Origin of the sequence: Tatumella terrea (assembly GCF_039523755.1) — a bacterium.
GTDB classification, from domain to species: Bacteria; Pseudomonadota; Gammaproteobacteria; order Enterobacterales; family Enterobacteriaceae; genus Tatumella; species Tatumella terrea.
This window is the reverse complement of the sequence record NZ_BAAAFX010000021.1, coordinates 74,509-91,898: the sequence shown is the minus strand read 5'-3', so window position 1 is coordinate 91,898 and position 17,390 is coordinate 74,509. Positions and strand designations below refer to the sequence as shown.

Below are 17,390 nucleotides of genomic sequence, written 5' to 3'. Positions count from 1 at the left end.
CATTATGTGATACCGGCCAGCTGGCTACGCGCCAACCGTTCTTTGAAGACGATCGCACCCGAATCCACACTGATAGCACGATTTAAAACACGTCTTAATGAGCGCGGGATACGATCCTGAAAAATAATGACACATTTTCAGGTGAGCAATGATAACAACAGATGGCAACAGCGCGGTCGCGGCAGTCGCGTTTAAATGCAGTGAGATTATTGGTATTTACCCGATCACCCCCAGTTCTGCGATGGCGGAACAGGCCGATGCCTGGTCAGGTCACGGTAAGCGTAATCTCTGGGGAGATATTCCACGGGTGGTGGAGATGCAATCAGAAGCCGGAGCCATCGGTACCGTTCATGGCGCATTACAGACCGGCGGGCTGGCAACATCCTTTACGTCCTCTCAGGGATTATTACTGATGATCCCTACCCTGTATAAACTGGGCGGCCAGCTGATGCCTTTTGTATTGCATGTGGCGGCCAGAACGGTGGCCACGCATGCGCTCTCCATCTTTGGTGATCATTCAGATGTCATGGCGGTCAGGCAAACCGGTTGCGCTATGCTGTGTGCCGGTAGTGTGCAGGAAGCACAGGATTTTGCCATTATCTCGCATGCCGCAACGCTGAAGAGCCGGGTGCCGTTTATCCACTTTTTCGACGGATTCCGGACCTCTCATGAACTGAACAAGATTATCCCGCTAAGCGATGAAACGCTGAAAACCCTGCTGCCACAACAGGCGATAAATGAACATCGGGCCAGAGGTCTTAACCCTGAGCGGCCGGTGATCCGCGGGACATCCGCCAACCCGGACACCTACTTCCAGTCCCGTGAAGCAACAAACCCCTGGTATGATGCCGTCTGCGGACATGTGGAAGAGACCATGCAGCAGTTTGCCTCACTCACCGGCCGCCACTACGCGCCCTTCGATTATTATGGTCATCCGCAGGCCGAACGGGTCATTATCATCATGGGTTCGGCGGGCGGTACCTGTGAAGAGGTCACCGACCTGTTACTGGGCCGGGGAGAGAAAGTCGGCGTGCTGAAAGTCCGCTTATACCGGCCCTTCTCTGCCGCACATCTGCTGGCAAAACTGCCTCAGACTGTGCGCACGATTGCCGTGCTGGACAGAACGAAAGAGCCGGGTGCGCCAGCCGAGCCTCTTTGCCTGGATGTTATCAGCGCACTGGCGGATGCGGTCAGCCGCGGTGAACGGCAGGCATTGCCCCGCATTTCCGGAGGCCGCTATGGACTGTCCTCTAAAGAATTTGACCCGGAATGCGTACTGGCTATCTTCAGTGAACTGGAAAAAGCGTCCCCGAAACCCCGTTTTACCGTCGGTATTTATGATGATGTGACCCGCCTCTCACTGCCATTACCTGAAAAGCGTCCGCCTTCACTGGCGAAGATGGAAGCGCTGTTCTACGGGCTGGGCAGTGACGGTAGTGTCTCTGCCACCAAAAATAATATCCGCATCATCGGCGAAAATACTGACAACTATGCCCAGGGGTACTTCGTTTATGACTCCAAAAAAGCCGGCGGGCTGACTATTTCTCATTTACGGGTCAGTGATCACCCTATCCGATCAGCCTATCTGATCCGTCAGGCCGGTTTTGTCGGCTGCCATCAGCCTCAGTTTCTGGATAAATATCCGATGGCGGAACACCTCTGCCCCGGCGGGATCTTTCTCTTAAACACACCACATTCCCCGGAAAATGTCTGGCAGACCTTGCCCCGGGAAGTTCAGAGTGTGCTGAACCAACGACAGGCCAGGCTCTTTACCATTAATGCCGCCCGGATAGCCCGTAAGTGCGGGCTGGGGGCACGTATTAATACGGTCATGCAGATGGCATTTTTCAGTCTGAGCGAAGTTATTCCCCGGGAACAGGCCAGCCAGGCCCTGGAAGCGGCCCTCGAACGTAGTTATCGTAGTAAAGGTCAGGAACTGGTCGAAAAAAACTGGCAGGCACTGGCCCTGGCGCGGGGATCGTTGCATGAAATACCGCTGCAGCCGGTCTCTGACACAAGCCGGCCACGTCCGCCTGTGGTCTCCGAGGCCGCACCGGACTTTGTCAAAACCGTGACTGCCGCCATGCTTGCCGGTCTGGGTGATAAACTACCGGTTTCCGCCCTGCCCCCCGACGGTACCTGGCCTTCCGGCACCACGCAGTGGGAAAAACGGAACATTGCCAGCGACATTCCCATCTGGAAGCCAGACCTCTGTACTCAGTGTAATCACTGCGTCGCTGCCTGCCCTCATGCGGCGATCAGGGCCAAAGTGGTCGCACCGGAAGCGCTGGATGAGGCCCCGGTCTCCCTGCAATCACTGGATGTTAAGTCCCGGGATATGCGTGGCCGGAAATATGTGCTGCAGGTGGCCCCGGAGGACTGCACCGGCTGCAATCTCTGCGTTGAGGTGTGTCCGGCTAAAGATCGCCAGCAACCGGAGATTAAAGCCATCAATATGCGTCCGCACCTGGAACATGCCGAAGAAGAAAAAACTCACTTTGAGTTCTTCCTGCGATTGCCGGAAATGCAGAGCCAGCAACTGGAACGGATTGATATACGCACGTCACAGTTACTCACGCCGTTGATGGAATATTCCGGAGCCTGTTCCGGGTGTGGCGAAACCCCTTATATCAAGCTGCTAACACAGTTGTGGGGGGATCGGCTATTGATTGCCAATGCCACCGGCTGCTCATCAATTTACGGCGGTAACCTCCCTTCCACACCCTATACCACCGATCGTCACGGGCGCGGACCGGCCTGGGCTAACTCATTGTTTGAGGATAACGCAGAATTTGGTCTGGGGTTCAGGCTGACGACCGATCACCGTAAAAACCGGGTGTTACGCTTACTTGACCAGTGCCGTAAGCTGGTCCCGGAGACATTATTTGCCGCATTACAGCAACCGGCGGAAACAGAACAGCGGCGCGAACAGATAACCGCACTACAGGCAGCACTCGACGGGGCGCCGGCCCCGCAGGCTGCAGAACTGCAACGGGATGCGGATGCGCTGGTGGATAAGTCAGTCTGGCTTATCGGCGGCGATGGCTGGGCCTATGATATCGGTTATGGCGGACTGGACCATGTACTCAGCATGGATGAGAACGTCAACGTGCTGGTACTGGATACGCAGTGTTATTCCAATACCGGCGGGCAGGCCTCAAAAGCGACACCGCTGGGTGCGGTGACGAAGTTCGGAGAGCACGGCAAGCGTAAGGCCCGCAAGGATCTTGGAGTCAATATTATGATGTACGGACATGTGTATGTAGCTCAGATTTCACTGGGAGCCCAGCTTAACCAGACAGTGAAAGCTATTCAGGAAGCTGAGGCCTATCCGGGACCGTCTCTGGTTATCGCTTACAGTCCCTGTGAGGAACACGGCTATGACCTGGCGCTGAGCCATGACCAGATGCGTCAGCTGACAGCCACCGGCTTCTGGCCCCTGTACCGTTTCGATCCGCGTCGCAGTGAAACCGGTCAGCCGCCGCTGAGCCTGGACTCACGCCCTCCGTCAGATGCACTGGCAGAAACGCTGGGCAATGAGCAGCGGTTCCGGCGTCTCAATCAACAGCAGCCGGAAATCGCTGAACAGCTTTGGAAAGACGCGGCAGAAGATTTACAAAGACGCTATGATTTTCTGGCAACACTTGCTGAGAAATAGCGCCGGACTGCCGTTGCCTCAGACGGCCCAGGGTCTTAGCACAGCAGGCGGACACCGGCGTCGCTGCGAAAACCCATGTTTTTTTTGCGACGTCCGCCGCTGATATGCCAACGCCGGCCTCCCGTGCCGGCGCTATCCCCGTTGCCGTCTTTATTTCCGCCCGCACGGATAAAAAAGCTGCTAACGCTGCTATTTCCTGCTAAATTACTGGTTATATAACCAGTAAGCGGATGCAGTGACCATGTTTGTGGAATTAGTATACGATAAGCGCAATGTCGAAGGTTTAGAAAACGCGAAAGAGATTATCCTGGAAGAACTGACCCGCCGGGTGCATAAAATTTTTCCGGAGGCCAGCGTGCGGGTCAAACCGATGCAGGCAAATGGCCTCAACAGTGATGCCAGCAAAAGTGATCGTGAAAAGCTGAACCGTATGCTGGAAGAGATGTTCGAAGAATCTGATATGTGGCTGGTCAGCGACTATTGACCGCCTCCGCCGGGCATCAGGTGACGTTTTCTTCGTCCCCCTACCCACGCTCTCTCTCTTTCCGGCGGGCCGATAGTGATGCTGCCCGCCCTGTCCTATGTACAACGATATCCATGACATCATCCGCCAGGGTTGATACTGAAAACTAACGGTAACAGGCTGAATAATGAGACGATTTGAAGGAAAGCGCATACTGATCACGGGTGGGACCAATGGTATGGGATTAGCGGGTGCCTTGCGCATAGTAAAGGAAGGCGGCCAGGTCGCGGTTACCGGACTTCATCAGGAACGTTTACAACAGGCTAAGAAAATCCTCCCGGACACGTCATTGATACTCAAAAATGATGCCGGAGGTGAAGCTGATAGTTCAGAGCTAAGAGAATCGATTCTTCAATGGGGAATGCTTGACGGGCTATGGCTGAATGCCGGATTTGCAGAAATTGGCTCTCCTGAGTCAGTTACCGCAGAGACATTTAACCGTATGATGAATACCAACGTACGCGGGCCGATGTTACAACTCTCAGCCTTATCAGGGTCTCTGAATACTCATAGTTCAGTTCTGGTGACTTCATCGTCTTCTGTTTATGAAGGCGCGGCCATGACGAGTTTATACGCTGCCACTAAAGGCGCGGTAATCGCTATGGTGAAAAGCTGGGCCTCCGCCCTTGCAGAGCGCCAGATCAGAGCCAATACGTTAGTCCCGGGTCCCATCGAAACCAACTTCAGACACTTTTTGTCTGAAGAATCGCGTCAGAACTTTGAAAGTTCAGTGGTCAGCCAGGTCCCTCTGGGCCGGATTGGCACAGCGGAAGAAGCTGCCGCCGTTGCGTTGTTTCTTCTCTCTGACGATTCATCTTTCGTGACAGGAAGCCAGTACGCCGTGGACGGAGGATTAATTCATTATTAATGAATTAATCCCGGGATAAGACGGATGTCTCTCATCTAAGTCCTCGTTTCACGTTCCGTAAAAACACCCTGGCCGGGGAGAGCCTGAATATCACATCGCGAATTAAGCAGGAGATGATACGGGGGGTGTCATTTCTCTTCATCGGTCTCACCTAAACTCACGCTGAGAAAATATGACTTTGAAATACGTTTATCTGCCCCTGACTCTGTTAGTGAGCGCCCTTTGCCTGCCGGCAAGTGCCTCCCCCGGCCTTGCCGCGGAGCAGGCAAAATTAACTGAACAGCAGTTACATGCGCGGGCCGGTGTTGCTGAGCTGGATCTTGCCACCGGCGCGCTTCGTGAGAGTTATCGTTCAGGGGAACGTTTCCCGATGATGAGTACTTATAAAGTCCTGCTCTGCGGTGCGGTATTAGCCCGCATTGATTCCGGGCTTGAGCAGCCAGGACGTCGCATAAGGTATCATCAGCAGGACCTGGAAAAGTATTCACCTGTCACGAAGCAACATCTCAATGAGGGAATGACTATTGCCGGATTATGCGATGCCGCCATCACAATGAGTGACAACACAGCGGCTAATTTACTGCTCTCCTCTCTCGGAGGACCGCAGGGGTTAACCCGGTTTTTACGCCAGACAGGTGACCCGATGACGCGGCTTGATCGTCAGGAGCCGGAGTTGAACGAAGCCCGGCCAGGCGACCCGCGCGATACAACGACACCCGAAGCCATGGCACAAACGCTGCGCAATCTGTTAACCGGTAAAATACTGACCGCCGCCTCACAACAACAGTTACTGCACTGGATGATTGCGGATCAGGTCGCCGGGCCCCTTCTGCGCAAGGTACTTCCGGCGGGCTGGTTTATTGCGGATAAATCGGGAGCCGGTGAACATGGCTCACGCGGCATCATCGCGGTAACGGGGCCAGCCGGGAAACCGTCACATATCCTGGTCATCTATATCACAGATAATGATGCAAAAATGGACGTACTGAACAGGAAAATTGCCGGCATAGGGGCTGCGCTGTTCAGCGGCCTGACCGCGATACCAGGGAAAATGACAAAGCCATAATACAAAAAACACCGGCCGGGGCCGGTGTTTCAGTCATTGAGTTAGTTTATTTGCGGTCGATGGAATATTTGCCGGGACCGGTCAGCGCCAGCGCCAGGAAGCCCCCCGCAATACTGATATTTTTATAGAAGTTAATCATCGCCATATATTGCTCCATACCGGTCATATGCCAGTACTGATGGCCCATCAGACCAGTGATCACCGTATAAACAGCCAGCACAATCGCCAGCGGGCGGGTATAGAAACCGGCAATAATCAGGATACCAAAGCCCAGCTCAACGATAACGGCAACCGCTGCAGCCACTGAAGGTAACGGCGCACCGACAGAAGCCATATAGCCAATCGTGCCTGAAAAACCGATCAGTTTTTCCCAGCCGAACAGTACAAACAGAACCATTAACAGAATACGGACTAATAACAGCAGACCGTTACGGTATTTTTCTAATGACAGATATTGCATAGTATGACCCTCGCCTCAAAAGTGCTTATTCTCCGACTGACCGGTATGGAAAGTCTGCATATAAGCATCAATATTCTGATTAATAATATTTTTATGACAGTGTCCGGTACCCGGTGGTAGCGGAAACTATCGGTTAATCACGCTTTCAGCTTTAAACCGCACCCGTGACCTGAACGATTATGCCAGCGAAACGTAAGTGACCCTGTATCGGTGATCTGCCACAGGGTAACTCACCCGGCCTGATCTTCCCTCTCACTCAGACGCTTTATGAGCCGGAAATTATTTCATTCCTCTGCCTTGCCAGCGGAATGTCGTCATAGTACATCAACTAAATTGAGTATCAATATCCGTCATAAAAGACAGACTGTCCCCCTGCAGTGGACAATCCCTCATGGAAGCGTTCTGATTTTTGCAGCAGACAACATTTCTCTGTCATCGCACAGTGAAAATATTCATTTAACATTATGTTTTAATGATAAAATTAATCCCGATCGGTTGAGACAGGAATCCCCTGATAGCGGTACACTCTGTCAGTGAGACAGCCGGCGATCGTTCATTTTTTTTGAACAAATACAGCAAAACTTTGCCTGATTATTTGCAGGACGGCCATTGGCTAAGGCCATTTTTGTCGTAGCAGGAGGCTATCAGGAGCCCTCTGTCTCTGACTGCAGGGGGAAAAGCTGCTCGCTGATAAAAGTCAGTAATGCGCGGATCACCGGATTGTGCTGGCGATGCTGAGGGTACAGTGCATTCAGCGTTAATCCCGGTGGGGTAAAATCCGTAAGAATGCTGATCAGTCTTCCCTGCCGGATAGCTTCGCCGACCACAAAATGCGGTAGCAGCGCGATCCCCAAACTGGCTTCGGCGGACTCACGGATCACTTCCCCGTTATTACTGGTTACCGGACCACCGACAGCGACAGGATAACGTTGTCCGGCAACGGTCAGTTCCCAGCCCAGTTGTCCCTCACGGCCATAGCGCAGACAGGGATGCTTCAGCAGGTCATCCGGATGCTGCGGAACACCGGCCGACTGCAGGTAAGAAGGACTGGCACAAAGAACCATCGGCAGAACGTCCAGTTGACGCGCGATCAGGCCTGAATCTGCCAGAGCACCAATTCTGAAGGCTAAATCGACCCCTTCACCCACCAGGTCAACGAACCGGTCATTCACTTCGATAGCCAGAGTCACCTCCGGGTGTTGCTGCTGAAACCGGGAAAGTAACGGCGCGACATGACGCAGACCAAAAATATGGGGCAGGCTTATCTTAAAACTGCCCATCAGCCGGGTCTGGCGCAGGGAGATCGCTTCTTCTGTTTGTCTGACTTCATCAAGGATCCGGCTGGCATGGCGAAAGAAGACCTGTCCGACATCAGTGACCGATAAGCGGCGGGTGTTCCGGACCAGCAAACGTGTCGCCAGCCGGGTTTCTAATGCAGCGACCCGGCGACTGACGAACTGTTTGGAAAGCATCAGTCGTTCAGCGGCGGCCGTAAAACTACCGGTATTCACCACCATGATAAAAATACGCATATCTTCAAGAGTCATAACAAGGATTCCGGTAAGCTCTGATACCGTCCATCCGCAGACGGTTCCCGGATGGCAGCTTAACATTTTTCGGCCGCTATCTGTCTGCTGAACAAGGGATCCCTGTGGTGACATGAAACGATTGCACTCTTGCAAAGCGGCGGCTATGTTAAATCAGAATGATGAAAAACTGGGAACATGCATGGAACAGAATCTGAATATTTTCGGGCAGCCGACAGGCCCCGCGCTGGTAAACTGGCAGGCGCGTACTTTCCCTGAGCCGGTCACGCTGACCGGGCAATACTGCCGTCTTGAACCGCTAAATGCCACACAGCATGCAGACTCCCTTTATCAGGCATTTCATCCGGCAAACGGTAGTCCATCCTTTTGGACCTACCTGTCCGTCGGTCCTTTCGATGACCCGCAGAGTTTCAGTGCTTTTATCCGTACGGCAGTTGCGAGCCGTGACCCGCTCTTTTTCGCCGTCGTTGACCTGCGGTCTGAAAAGGCCGTTGGCCTGCTTTCACTGATGCGGACAGATGTCAGAAACGGGGTCACTGAAGTGGGGAATGTAATGTTTTCACCCTCCTTACAGCGGACCTTTTTATCCACCGAAGCCCAGTTCCTGCTGATGCAGTATGTATTTTCTGAACTCAGCTATCGTCGTTATGAGTGGAAGTGTGACAGTCTGAATGCCCCCTCCCGCAATGCGGCGTCACGGTTAGGTTTTCAGTTTGAAGGCATTTTTCGTCAGGCGGTAGTGTACAAAGGACGTTCCCGCGATACGGCCTGGTTTTCGGTTATCGACAGTGACTGGCCGGCACTGAAAATAGCTTTTCAGCGCTGGTTATCTGCAGATAATTTTAATGCACAGGGAGAACAACAGTTCCGGTTACAGCAAATGATCCAGCAGGCACAAACGCAGGCAGATCCGCGTGCTTAGCCGTCTGTCGTTTCCCGCCCGGTCTGCAGCGTCGTGGACATGATTTCCCCCGGGGATAATGCCCTCCCCGGCCAGCCGCTCTCCCTGCCCGCAGGACAGTTCCTGACACAGGGGGTGAGTAGCGGGACTTCCCCCCTGCTGGCCAGTGTGACATTCGATCTCGCTCATTATCACCCCCGGGATTTCGGGCGATATTCGATCCCTTGTCCGCAGGCTGTCCGCCTCGCTTCACCGAAACGTCAGGCCGAATATCTTGCCAGCCGGTGGCTGGCGGGTACTGTTTTTGCCCGCTACGGCATCCCTGACTTTGTGCTCACCAATAATGCAGATCGTTCTCCCTGCTGGCCCGCAGGATTTAACGGTTCTTTATCCCATAGTGCCGGAACGGCTTTTTTACTGGCTGATCACCAGGGCCGGCTGGCAGGGTGTGATGTGGAAAGCTGGGTCAGCCCTCAAACTGCCGATGAAATTACCCACTTACTGATGAATGAACAGGAAAAATTGCTGCTGACAGCCTGTGCACTGCCCTGGACTGTGGCCGTGACGGTGCTTTTTTCGCTGAAAGAGAGCCTGTATAAAGCCCTGTGGCCGGTCGTTCGCCAGTATATTGATTTTATGCAGGCAGAAATTACAGCCTTTGACCCGGACACCGGCCAGGCGTCTCTGCGTCTGAGAGAGAGACTGGGGGATGAACTGCCTCAGGGCCGGGAATTCCCGGCGAGATTTCTGCGTACAGAGGCGCAGGTGTTTAGCTGGATAGTGGCCGGCTGACCCGTTATCCGGCACAACGAAAAGTCATGTTGTAGCGATACGCCCCGGTCAGCGGGTGAGAACCTGGTTTCACCGGAGCGATACCGTGGAAACGTAACCGGGAGCGTCCGCCCCAGACGACGACATCGCCATGTTCCAGCAGTACACGCTGCAGAGCATCCGCCCGATCAAACCCGCCGAACTGAAACACTGCCGGTAATCCGAGAGACACAGAAACGATAGGCTGACGTAAATCTTTTTCATCTTTATCCTGATGCAGCGTGAGTTTACTGCCAGGGGCATACCGGTTCATCAGACATGAGTCCGGTAAAAAGCCGCTGAAGCCGGCGCTGCCGGCGGCTCTGACAGCAAACTGCTGCAGTTCTGCCGGAAGACTGACCGGCGGCACCGGCGGGTTTTCCGGATAACCGCCGCGTGAACCACAGTGAGTCATGGCCACCGACATCCGGAACCCGCCCGGAGTGATCCGATGCTGAAACGGACGTAACGAAGCCACCTGCATAATGTGGCGAAATAACCATTGATCGTCCTCTCTGGCATAACGGCGCAGGATCACTGCATCTTCTGCCAGCACCTCCTGCCAGGGCGCTTCACCTTCAAACAGATCCAGCATCAGGTCACATCTCCCGGTTAATGATCCTGTGAAACCAGGAAAGATTTAAATAAGGGTGAGCTCCAGGTCACAAATTTGTTCCCTTCACGGATAATCAGAAAAACGGCCAGGTGCTGTTTGATGGCCAGTGCCTTCGCTTTTTCCGTGCCAAGTACCATCAGCCCGGTGTCCCAGCCATCGGCTTCCATCGCCGTAGTGGCGATAACGGTGGCTGAGGCCAGTTTATGCTCAATCGGCCGGCCGGTCACCGGATCGATAATATGGGAGATGCGTTTACCGTCCAGTTCATAGTAATTGCGGTAATCTCCGGACGTACTGATCCCATGTCCCTGAAGATCGACCACGGCCTGTGCCACATCCTCCTGGTCTGTCGGTTGCTGGATAGCTACACGCCACGGACGTCCTCCGGCACTCTGGCCCCGTGACAGCAAGGCGCCTCCCACCGAGACCAGGTAATTGGTAACACCTTCAGATTCCATCAGCCGGGCCAGATGATCGGTCGCGTACCCTTCCCCCATGGTCGACAGGTCAACATACAATCCCGGCAGATCTTTCTGCAAGGCCTGCCCCTGTGAAGTCTGGATCACTTTCAGGTGTTGCAGCCCGGTGAGAGCCTTAGCACTCTCTATGGCTTGCGGGTCCGGGGTGTGTTCGGGGGCGGCAACCGGACCAAACCCCCACAGGTTCACCAGCGGCCCGACGGTAATATCCATGGCGCCGTCGGTTTTTTGTCCGATGCGCAGGGCCATTGTCACAATATCTGCCATCCCTTCACTGACCGGCCACGGTGCCGTTCCCCGGTACTGATTAAAACGGGATAACGCAGAGTCCGGCTTCCAGGTAGAAAGCTCCTGATCGTCCTGACTGAGCTGGCGGCTGATGGCCTCCTGCAACTGTGGCAGCCGGGTCGCCGGCACCCCGGCAACCGTAACACGCCAGACGGTCCCCATCGTCTTACCTGACAGGACGCTGTTTTGTGCCGACACTGCCGGTGAATTATCACAACCGGCGAGGGTCAGGGCTGCTGCGAACAGTAAGCCCGCACCTAAAAATGCTTTCATCAATGATTACCCGAAATAAATAAACAGGTGTGCAGCGCGTTCGCCTCTGCCCGTCTTTGCGCCACCGACAGGGGCTCACTGCACCATACAGAGGCAGTATATTAGCAAAACTGACGGCGCTGCCCGTGAATATCCGTGCTACGCGCTGGCATAGTTATTGCAGCGTTGATTACAGGTCCGGTGTTAATGAGCGGAGGTGCAGATGAAAATGAATCCGGTGTTCACCCGTAAGATAAAAGCGTTATGGGCAGAATGGGTCGCCTCCGGCGTACTCACTCAGGCAGGAGCCGCGCTGGAAGGTAACTATTCGGGGGGAAACTCTCAGGAGCTGTTTGCAGGAGCCACGGATCACGCCTGCCGTTCAAAGGCTGAAGAACGCCAGTGAGGCGTTCTGCGGGTATTTTTGCCGGAAATTATGCGGGGAATAACATAACGTTATTCCCCGCCGTCGATCAGAACTGGTAGACCAGACCCACACCAACGATATTATCGGTATTGATACCCGCGCTATCGGTGAAGTCGTTGTCTTTCATCAGATTAATCTGATAGTCAACATAGGTCGACATATTTTTATTAAAGTAATATGTAGTACCGACATCAATGTATTTTTTCAGATCCTGTGAACCGTATTTACCGATATCACTGCCGCGTGAAGTCACATAAGCCAGCGACGGACGCAGACCAAAGTCAAACTGATACTGTGCCACTAATTCCCAGTTATCCGCCTTATTCGCATAACCATACGCGGTGGAGCTACTGGAACCGAAACGGGTTGCGTTATAAGAACGGGTGTACATAGCCGCCAGATAGACATTGTTGGCATCATATTTTACGCCACCGGTATACGCCTGAGCTTTATCGCCGTTACCCAGAATATGGTTGCCATCAACGGAGTAGTTATTCTGCTCGTCGGTACGGTTAGATGAGAACATCGCACCACCCAGTGATACACCCTGACCCAGATCATAGGTCGCGCTCATACCCCAGCCATCACCGTTCTGGCCTAAGACATCACGACCATTTGCGGTTTCGGTCGCACTGCCGTTTTTACCCTGATACTGGACAGCCACATTCAGACCGTTAATCAGGCCCCAGAAATCCGTATTACGATAGGTTAATAATCCACTGGAGCGCTGGAACATAAAGTTATCGGCACCGTACGTGTCTCCGCCAAACTCAGGTAACACATCGGTCCAGCCGGATACGTCGTAAATAACGCCATAATTACGACCATAATCTAAGGAGCCGTCGTTATCGAATTTCAACCCGGCAAAGCCGACACGGGTAAAATTATCTGCAGCACCTTGAGATTCGGCGTTATTCGCAGCCATCTGATATTCCCACTGGCCATAGCCGGATAACTGATCAGAGATTTGCGTGGCACCCTTAAAGCCTAAACGCACGTACGACTGGTCGCCGTCCTGACCGTTATTACCGGAGAAATAGTGCAGGCCATCCACTTTACCGTACAGATCTAACTGGTTACCGTCTTTATTGTAAATTTCAGCGGCACTGGCGGAGCCCGCAGCAAGAAGTACAGGAACCAGTAATGAAAGAACGCTTAATTTCATGTTATCACCCTCAAAGGGACCTTCAGGCGTCAGCGACGGCTCAGGTCAATGTATAAAAATGTCAAAAACTACACGTAACGTCATGTTAAATCAGGAAAGCTGCCTTTCTATCAACGAAATGATACTAAACAGCCTAAATAGTTTCAATTTCTTTGAAATTAACGACAAAGTATTTCTACCAGGAACTTTCTTAATTTCATTATTCCCTTTTAATCCGCACTATTGGTCAAATCAACTAAAAATCACGATACCCAATCAATAAGGCACTTATTGCAAAAGAAATTTGTAAGGGTTCACAAAACTCAAAAGGTTAAACTTTACCGCACTGAAAGGTAAATAAAGTGTAAGGCGGAGAGATATACTTGGCTCTGCTATCATCATTTATTTCATTATTATCTTCATTCCCCCGAATGAGTATTTTATAATTCCCACCGGGCCACGAGCCCGGTTTTTTTTAATATTCCCCCTGTTGCCCTGCCATCCCTGGCCATCACGTCTTCATAAACAGAGCCTGTTATCTTCGCGCCCTTCATTTCATCAGTGAAATAAAAATTATCTATAAACAGGAATTAACAAAAACATCCTCCGGGACAGTAGCGACTGAAAGGATTCGGCTAAATATAAACAGTTATTTTATTACTGAAGGGTAAATCAGATCCCCGCCCTGGCCTTGAAATAACAAAAATATGTCCGGCGGGACATTTCTCTGCCAGACGTTCGCCACACGACGGGTTAAGCGGGGGTTTATTTCTCACCCTGCCTTTACTTCCGCATTTTTTGACGATATTTTTAGCCGGTTAAACTGTCTTCTGCCAGGAAAGCAGTGACGCCCGGCGGTGAAAATACGGCCCGGATAATGGCTGGTGGTACACAGCCTGACTGTGTGGATCCCTCTTCGTTTGTAAGTTCTCTTTGACCTCAGGTTCAGATCGTTATGCCCGGAAAAAATAGCCAGTTGCTCTCAAGACCGCTGTTCAAGCTCATGATGTTGTTCAACATCATCGTGGTCGTTATTTTCCTGAGCATCATTTATGACAGTCTGGGGGCCCAGTTACACCATCAGCAGGCCCTGCTGGGCAATTTCTCGCGGTCCCTGCAATTACGTGTCGATACCTACCGGTTTGCTACCTGGCAGATCTATCAGAATCAGAACAGCACGGCGGACAGCGATGATGACGACACTTCCTCCAGCGGCTTGCAGGAGATCCGTCTGCGGCCGGACATTTATGCCCCGGTAACTGAACAGGGCAAGACGCAGGCGCTGATCTTTGGTTCTCATAGCAGCAATACGCTGGCAACCGCCGATAATATTTCTGACTTCCTGAATACCCTGTGGGGCATCAAAAAGAATGTCTGGTCCATGTACTACCTGAATGGCCAGGACAACAGTATGACGATGGTCTCGACTCTGCCTCTGAAAGATATGATGGTCCGCTATAACGGTGAAAGTATTACCGGACTGGTCTCGACCCGCAGAGCTGAAATGCTTCAGCAAGCCAATACCCTGGATGAACGTGAAAGTTTCTCTGAGTTACGCCACACAGCAGACAGCGATGACTACTATTTTACGTTGAGAACGACGTTTAACCAGCCAGGCCATCTGGCCACGGTGCTGGCCTTTGATCTGCCCATTAACGATTTACTGACCGGCAATCTCAGGCCGGACCGGATGATATTTCATGATACCGACTCCGGCAGTCCGGATATGCCCACAGCAGACAGAGTGAATCTGGCAACTGCATCGGTTGAATTGCTGGCACCGCTTTCTTCATCATCAATGCTGATCTCGTATCAGGTTTCAATTCTGATGCTGGTCAATCAGGCGATTCACGAGTTTGCCCTGACCCTTTGTCTATGCCTGCTGTTGCTTGTACTGTCTCTGACCGCCAGCTTTCTGCTACGGCGTTATCAGACACCACAGGAAGATAACAGTAATCCCGAACTGGAGTTGCTGCGCATCCTGAACAAAGAGATGGTCGATAGCCTGCCGGTTGGTTTTGTTATCTATGATTTTAATGCGCATCGTGAGGTCGTCAGTAACGAGAAAGCTGCCCAACTGATCCCGCACCTGAATCTGCAGAAGATAGTCTCGTTGTCAGAAAATGTTCAGGGTGTGCTGCAGGTAACGATTAATAATGAAGTCTATGAAGTCAGGCATCAGCAGAGCCGCTGCTCGCCTCAATATCGTTTCTTTATTATCAGTAATCAGGATCGCGAAATTCTGATTAATAAAAAACTACAGCATGCACAGAAGGTGCTGGATAAAAATCATCTTATCCGTCGCCAGTTGCTGGAAAATATCGGCCGCACGTTCCGTCAGCCGGTGACACGTCTGCGCCACCATCTTTCTGAACTGCAGGACTCTGTCGCCCTTGCTGACTGGCAGCCGCTGGCTGATTACTGTGACCACCTGTTACGTCTCACGGACAATATTATTCTGCTCAATGAGCTGGAAAATCATCGCTGGTCCGCAGATGAACAGCCGTTCAGCCTGCAGAAAATGCTGGATGAAATCGTGACCGAACTCCTCCCTGCGTTGAACCCGCGTGGCCTGGACATTATTGTGAATAATCTTCGCCCCGCTGATGAGATTCGGCGCGGTGACAGCAGCATTGTCAGAAAAATCCTAATGACATTGCTGTGGTATTCCTTCGGAACCACCCGCTGGGGCAAAATTTCTGTCCGAATCAGTGCAAGCCCGGAACAAACTGATCGACTAATGGTAAATATTGTAGATACTGGTCAGGGTCTGAATAAGACAGAGCTTGAGAACGCACATTTTCCGTTCAGCGGCGATGTCAGCACACTGAACGACGAAAAGTCGAACAGCATGGACTTGTTTTTCTGTCGTCAGTTCTGTCAGGCATTGAACGGAAAGCTGGATATGGTCTCTAAGACAGATCTGGGCACCCATTACAGTGTCACTCTCTCATTGCCGGTACAGGCACAGGAGACGGAGCAGGACGAGAAAATACTGGACGGAATTACAGTATTGGTCGATGTGGTGGTTGATGATATCTATAAAATCGTTAGCCGTCAGCTGGAGTACTGGGGGGCAAAATGTGTGATTGCCGACGAGCGGGTTTCAGTCCAGGACTATGACTTCCTGATCACTGATGTACCGGCCAGGCTCTCGGGATGGGCAGTGCTGATTACGGGGACGGAGCCAGGATATTCAGCCATTACCCCGCAGCAGTACCGTGCGAATTACAATCTGAATCAGGCATTTCTGGAAGCTCTGCTTTCATTGATTGAAAAACAACTGACCGAGGATGAGATGGAGGATGCTCCTGAAACTACCGGGAATTCAGTGTTAGAGGAACCCGGATATTTTCAGATATTTAAGGATACTGTACCCGATGACGTCACTAAATTATCTCTTGAACTTGCTGATAAAGATTATGCCGCACTCGCTCTGACAGCACACCGGCTTAAAGGCGTTTTCGCGATGCTGGGTCTCGAGGCCGGAAAAGCACAGTGTGAGCAGTTAGAGCTTTTCATTGAAAAGTGCGATGATTTAAACATTAAAGAAGCTGCCAGGGACATTGACGACTACGTCAACAAACTATTGCAGCAAGGTAAATAAAAAGATGAATAACTTAAACGTAATTATTGCCGATGATCACCCGATAGTCTTGTTCGGGATCCGTAAATCGCTCGAGCAGATCGAGTGGGTTAATGTCGTCGGTGAGTTTGAAGACTCCACAGCACTGATCAATAGCCTGTCTAAGCTCGAAGCCAATGTACTGATCACCGACCTGTCGATGCCTGGCGATAAGTACGGCGACGGGATCACGCTGATCAAATATATCAAACGTCATTACCCTGATCTGGCTATCATCGTCCTGACGATGAATAATAACCCGGCCATCCTGAGCTCGGTACTGGACCTGGATATTGAAGGGATTGTACTGAAACAGGGTGCACCGACGGACCTGCCTAAGGCACTGGCCGCCCTGCAGAAAGGGAAGAAATACACCCCTGAGTCAGTGGCTAAATTACTGGAAAAAATCAGTGCCGGCGGTTACGGTGACAAACGTCTGTCCCCGAAAGAGAGTGAAGTATTGCGCCTGTTTGCCGAAGGTTTCCTGGTGACCGAAATCGCCCGTAAACTAAACCGCAGCATCAAAACCATCAGTAGTCAGAAAAAATCTGCCATGATGAAGCTGGGTGTCGACAACGATATTGCCCTGCTGAACTACCTTTCTTCGGTGAGCAGCAGCTTGCCTAAAGAATAACCGGTATCCGGTGCCCTGCTATCGTGGCAGGGCTCCGGACGGATAACATCACCCTATCCACCGGATCCTGTCTTACTCTTCCGCTAAGCATG

14 protein-coding genes are annotated in these 17,390 nt (G+C 52.1%); 9 read left to right on the top strand and 5 right to left on the bottom strand.

Annotated elements, in window-relative coordinates; translation table 11 throughout:
- Positions 1–148 precede the first annotated feature (148 nt).
- From nifJ to bla, 4 genes are all read left to right on the top strand, one after another.
- Positions 149–3,658, top strand: a complete 3,510-nt coding sequence (nifJ, locus tag ABD035_RS16085) for a pyruvate:ferredoxin (flavodoxin) oxidoreductase (RefSeq protein WP_343871144.1) — start codon at positions 149–151, stop codon at positions 3,656–3,658.
- Positions 3,659–3,899: 241 nt separating this feature from the next.
- Complete coding sequence (locus tag ABD035_RS16080) at positions 3,900–4,142, top strand: DinI family protein (protein WP_025903367.1); 243 nt, start codon at positions 3,900–3,902, stop codon at positions 4,140–4,142.
- A 166-nt stretch (positions 4,143–4,308) separates the two neighbouring features.
- Positions 4,309–5,049 (top strand): SDR family oxidoreductase, encoded by a 741-nt coding sequence (locus tag ABD035_RS16075; RefSeq protein ID WP_343871143.1) that lies wholly within the window; start codon positions 4,309–4,311, stop codon positions 5,047–5,049.
- A 172-nt stretch (positions 5,050–5,221) separates the two neighbouring features.
- Entirely contained in the window at positions 5,222–6,115 is an 894-nt protein-coding gene (bla, locus tag ABD035_RS16070) for a class A beta-lactamase (RefSeq protein ID WP_343871142.1), read from the top strand.
- 46 nt (positions 6,116–6,161) lie between these two features.
- Here the strand turns inward: bla and ABD035_RS16065 are convergent, their stop codons facing one another.
- Both ABD035_RS16065 and ABD035_RS16060 read right to left on the bottom strand, forming a co-directional pair.
- Complete coding sequence (locus tag ABD035_RS16065; RefSeq protein ID WP_212713978.1) at positions 6,162–6,575, bottom strand: DoxX family protein; 414 nt, start codon at positions 6,573–6,575, stop codon at positions 6,162–6,164.
- Between the two features lie 644 nt (positions 6,576–7,219).
- Positions 7,220–8,122, bottom strand: coding sequence for a LysR family transcriptional regulator (locus tag ABD035_RS16060; RefSeq protein WP_343871140.1), 903 nt, complete (start codon positions 8,120–8,122; stop codon positions 7,220–7,222).
- Between the two features lie 181 nt (positions 8,123–8,303).
- On the opposite strand from ABD035_RS16060, the gene ABD035_RS16055 reads away from it, so the two are divergent.
- Both ABD035_RS16055 and ABD035_RS16050 read left to right on the top strand, forming a co-directional pair.
- The gene (locus ABD035_RS16055; protein WP_343871139.1) at positions 8,304–9,044 is read left to right on the top strand and encodes a GNAT family N-acetyltransferase; all 741 of its coding nucleotides are present in this window, start codon (positions 8,304–8,306) and stop codon (positions 9,042–9,044) included.
- Positions 9,045–9,083: 39 nt separating this feature from the next.
- Positions 9,084–9,815 (top strand): 4'-phosphopantetheinyl transferase family protein, encoded by a 732-nt coding sequence (locus ABD035_RS16050; protein ID WP_343871187.1) that lies wholly within the window; start codon positions 9,084–9,086, stop codon positions 9,813–9,815.
- Positions 9,816–9,819: 4 nt separating this feature from the next.
- Here the strand turns inward: ABD035_RS16050 and alkB are convergent, their stop codons facing one another.
- Both alkB and apbE read right to left on the bottom strand, forming a co-directional pair.
- Positions 9,820–10,428, bottom strand: coding sequence for a DNA oxidative demethylase AlkB (alkB, locus tag ABD035_RS16045; protein ID WP_343871138.1), 609 nt, complete (start codon positions 10,426–10,428; stop codon positions 9,820–9,822).
- A gap of 17 nt (positions 10,429–10,445) precedes the next feature.
- Positions 10,446–11,489, bottom strand: a complete 1,044-nt coding sequence (apbE, locus tag ABD035_RS16040) for an FAD:protein FMN transferase ApbE (RefSeq protein ID WP_343871137.1) — start codon at positions 11,487–11,489, stop codon at positions 10,446–10,448.
- Positions 11,490–11,691: 202 nt separating this feature from the next.
- Here apbE and ABD035_RS16035 point away from each other — a divergent pair, with 202 nt between their 5' ends.
- Positions 11,692–11,874 carry a hypothetical protein gene (locus tag ABD035_RS16035; protein ID WP_212713985.1) on the top strand — a complete coding sequence of 61 codons (183 nt, stop codon included), beginning with the start codon at positions 11,692–11,694 and terminating at the stop codon, positions 11,872–11,874.
- 67 nt (positions 11,875–11,941) lie between these two features.
- Here the strand turns inward: ABD035_RS16035 and ompC are convergent, their stop codons facing one another.
- On the bottom strand, positions 11,942–13,060 hold the full coding sequence (gene ompC, locus ABD035_RS16030; RefSeq protein ID WP_212713986.1) for a porin OmpC: 1,119 nt from the start codon (positions 13,058–13,060) through the stop codon (positions 11,942–11,944).
- A gap of 934 nt (positions 13,061–13,994) precedes the next feature.
- On the opposite strand from ompC, the gene rcsD reads away from it, so the two are divergent.
- Positions 13,995–16,646: a phosphotransferase RcsD gene (rcsD, locus tag ABD035_RS16025; protein WP_343871136.1), complete on the top strand. Its 2,652-nt coding sequence runs from the start codon at positions 13,995–13,997 to the stop codon at positions 16,644–16,646.
- A 4-nt stretch (positions 16,647–16,650) separates the two neighbouring features.
- On the top strand, positions 16,651–17,298 hold the full coding sequence (gene rcsB / locus ABD035_RS16020) for a response regulator transcription factor RcsB (protein ID WP_025903355.1): 648 nt from the start codon (positions 16,651–16,653) through the stop codon (positions 17,296–17,298).
- The last annotated feature ends 92 nt before the right edge of the window (positions 17,299–17,390 follow it).

Coding starts and splice junctions, on each gene's coding strand:
- nifJ (WP_343871144.1), top strand. CDS start 149: ATGATAACAACAGATGGCAACAGCGCGGTCGCGGCAGTCGCGTTTAAA.
- ABD035_RS16080 (WP_025903367.1), top strand. CDS start 3,900: ATGTTTGTGGAATTAGTATACGATAAGCGCAATGTCGAAGGTTTAGAA.
- ABD035_RS16075 (WP_343871143.1), top strand. CDS start 4,309: ATGAGACGATTTGAAGGAAAGCGCATACTGATCACGGGTGGGACCAAT.
- bla (WP_343871142.1), top strand. CDS start 5,222: ATGACTTTGAAATACGTTTATCTGCCCCTGACTCTGTTAGTGAGCGCC.
- ABD035_RS16065 (WP_212713978.1), bottom strand. CDS start 6,575: ATGCAATATCTGTCATTAGAAAAATACCGTAACGGTCTGCTGTTATTA.
- ABD035_RS16060 (WP_343871140.1), bottom strand. CDS start 8,122: ATGACTCTTGAAGATATGCGTATTTTTATCATGGTGGTGAATACCGGT.
- ABD035_RS16055 (WP_343871139.1), top strand. CDS start 8,304: ATGGAACAGAATCTGAATATTTTCGGGCAGCCGACAGGCCCCGCGCTG.
- ABD035_RS16050 (WP_343871187.1), top strand. CDS start 9,084: ATGATTTCCCCCGGGGATAATGCCCTCCCCGGCCAGCCGCTCTCCCTG.
- alkB (WP_343871138.1), bottom strand. CDS start 10,428: ATGCTGGATCTGTTTGAAGGTGAAGCGCCCTGGCAGGAGGTGCTGGCA.
- apbE (WP_343871137.1), bottom strand. CDS start 11,489: ATGAAAGCATTTTTAGGTGCGGGCTTACTGTTCGCAGCAGCCCTGACC.
- ABD035_RS16035 (WP_212713985.1), top strand. CDS start 11,692: ATGAAAATGAATCCGGTGTTCACCCGTAAGATAAAAGCGTTATGGGCA.
- ompC (WP_212713986.1), bottom strand. CDS start 13,060: ATGAAATTAAGCGTTCTTTCATTACTGGTTCCTGTACTTCTTGCTGCG.
- rcsD (WP_343871136.1), top strand. CDS start 13,995: ATGCCCGGAAAAAATAGCCAGTTGCTCTCAAGACCGCTGTTCAAGCTC.
- rcsB (WP_025903355.1), top strand. CDS start 16,651: ATGAATAACTTAAACGTAATTATTGCCGATGATCACCCGATAGTCTTG.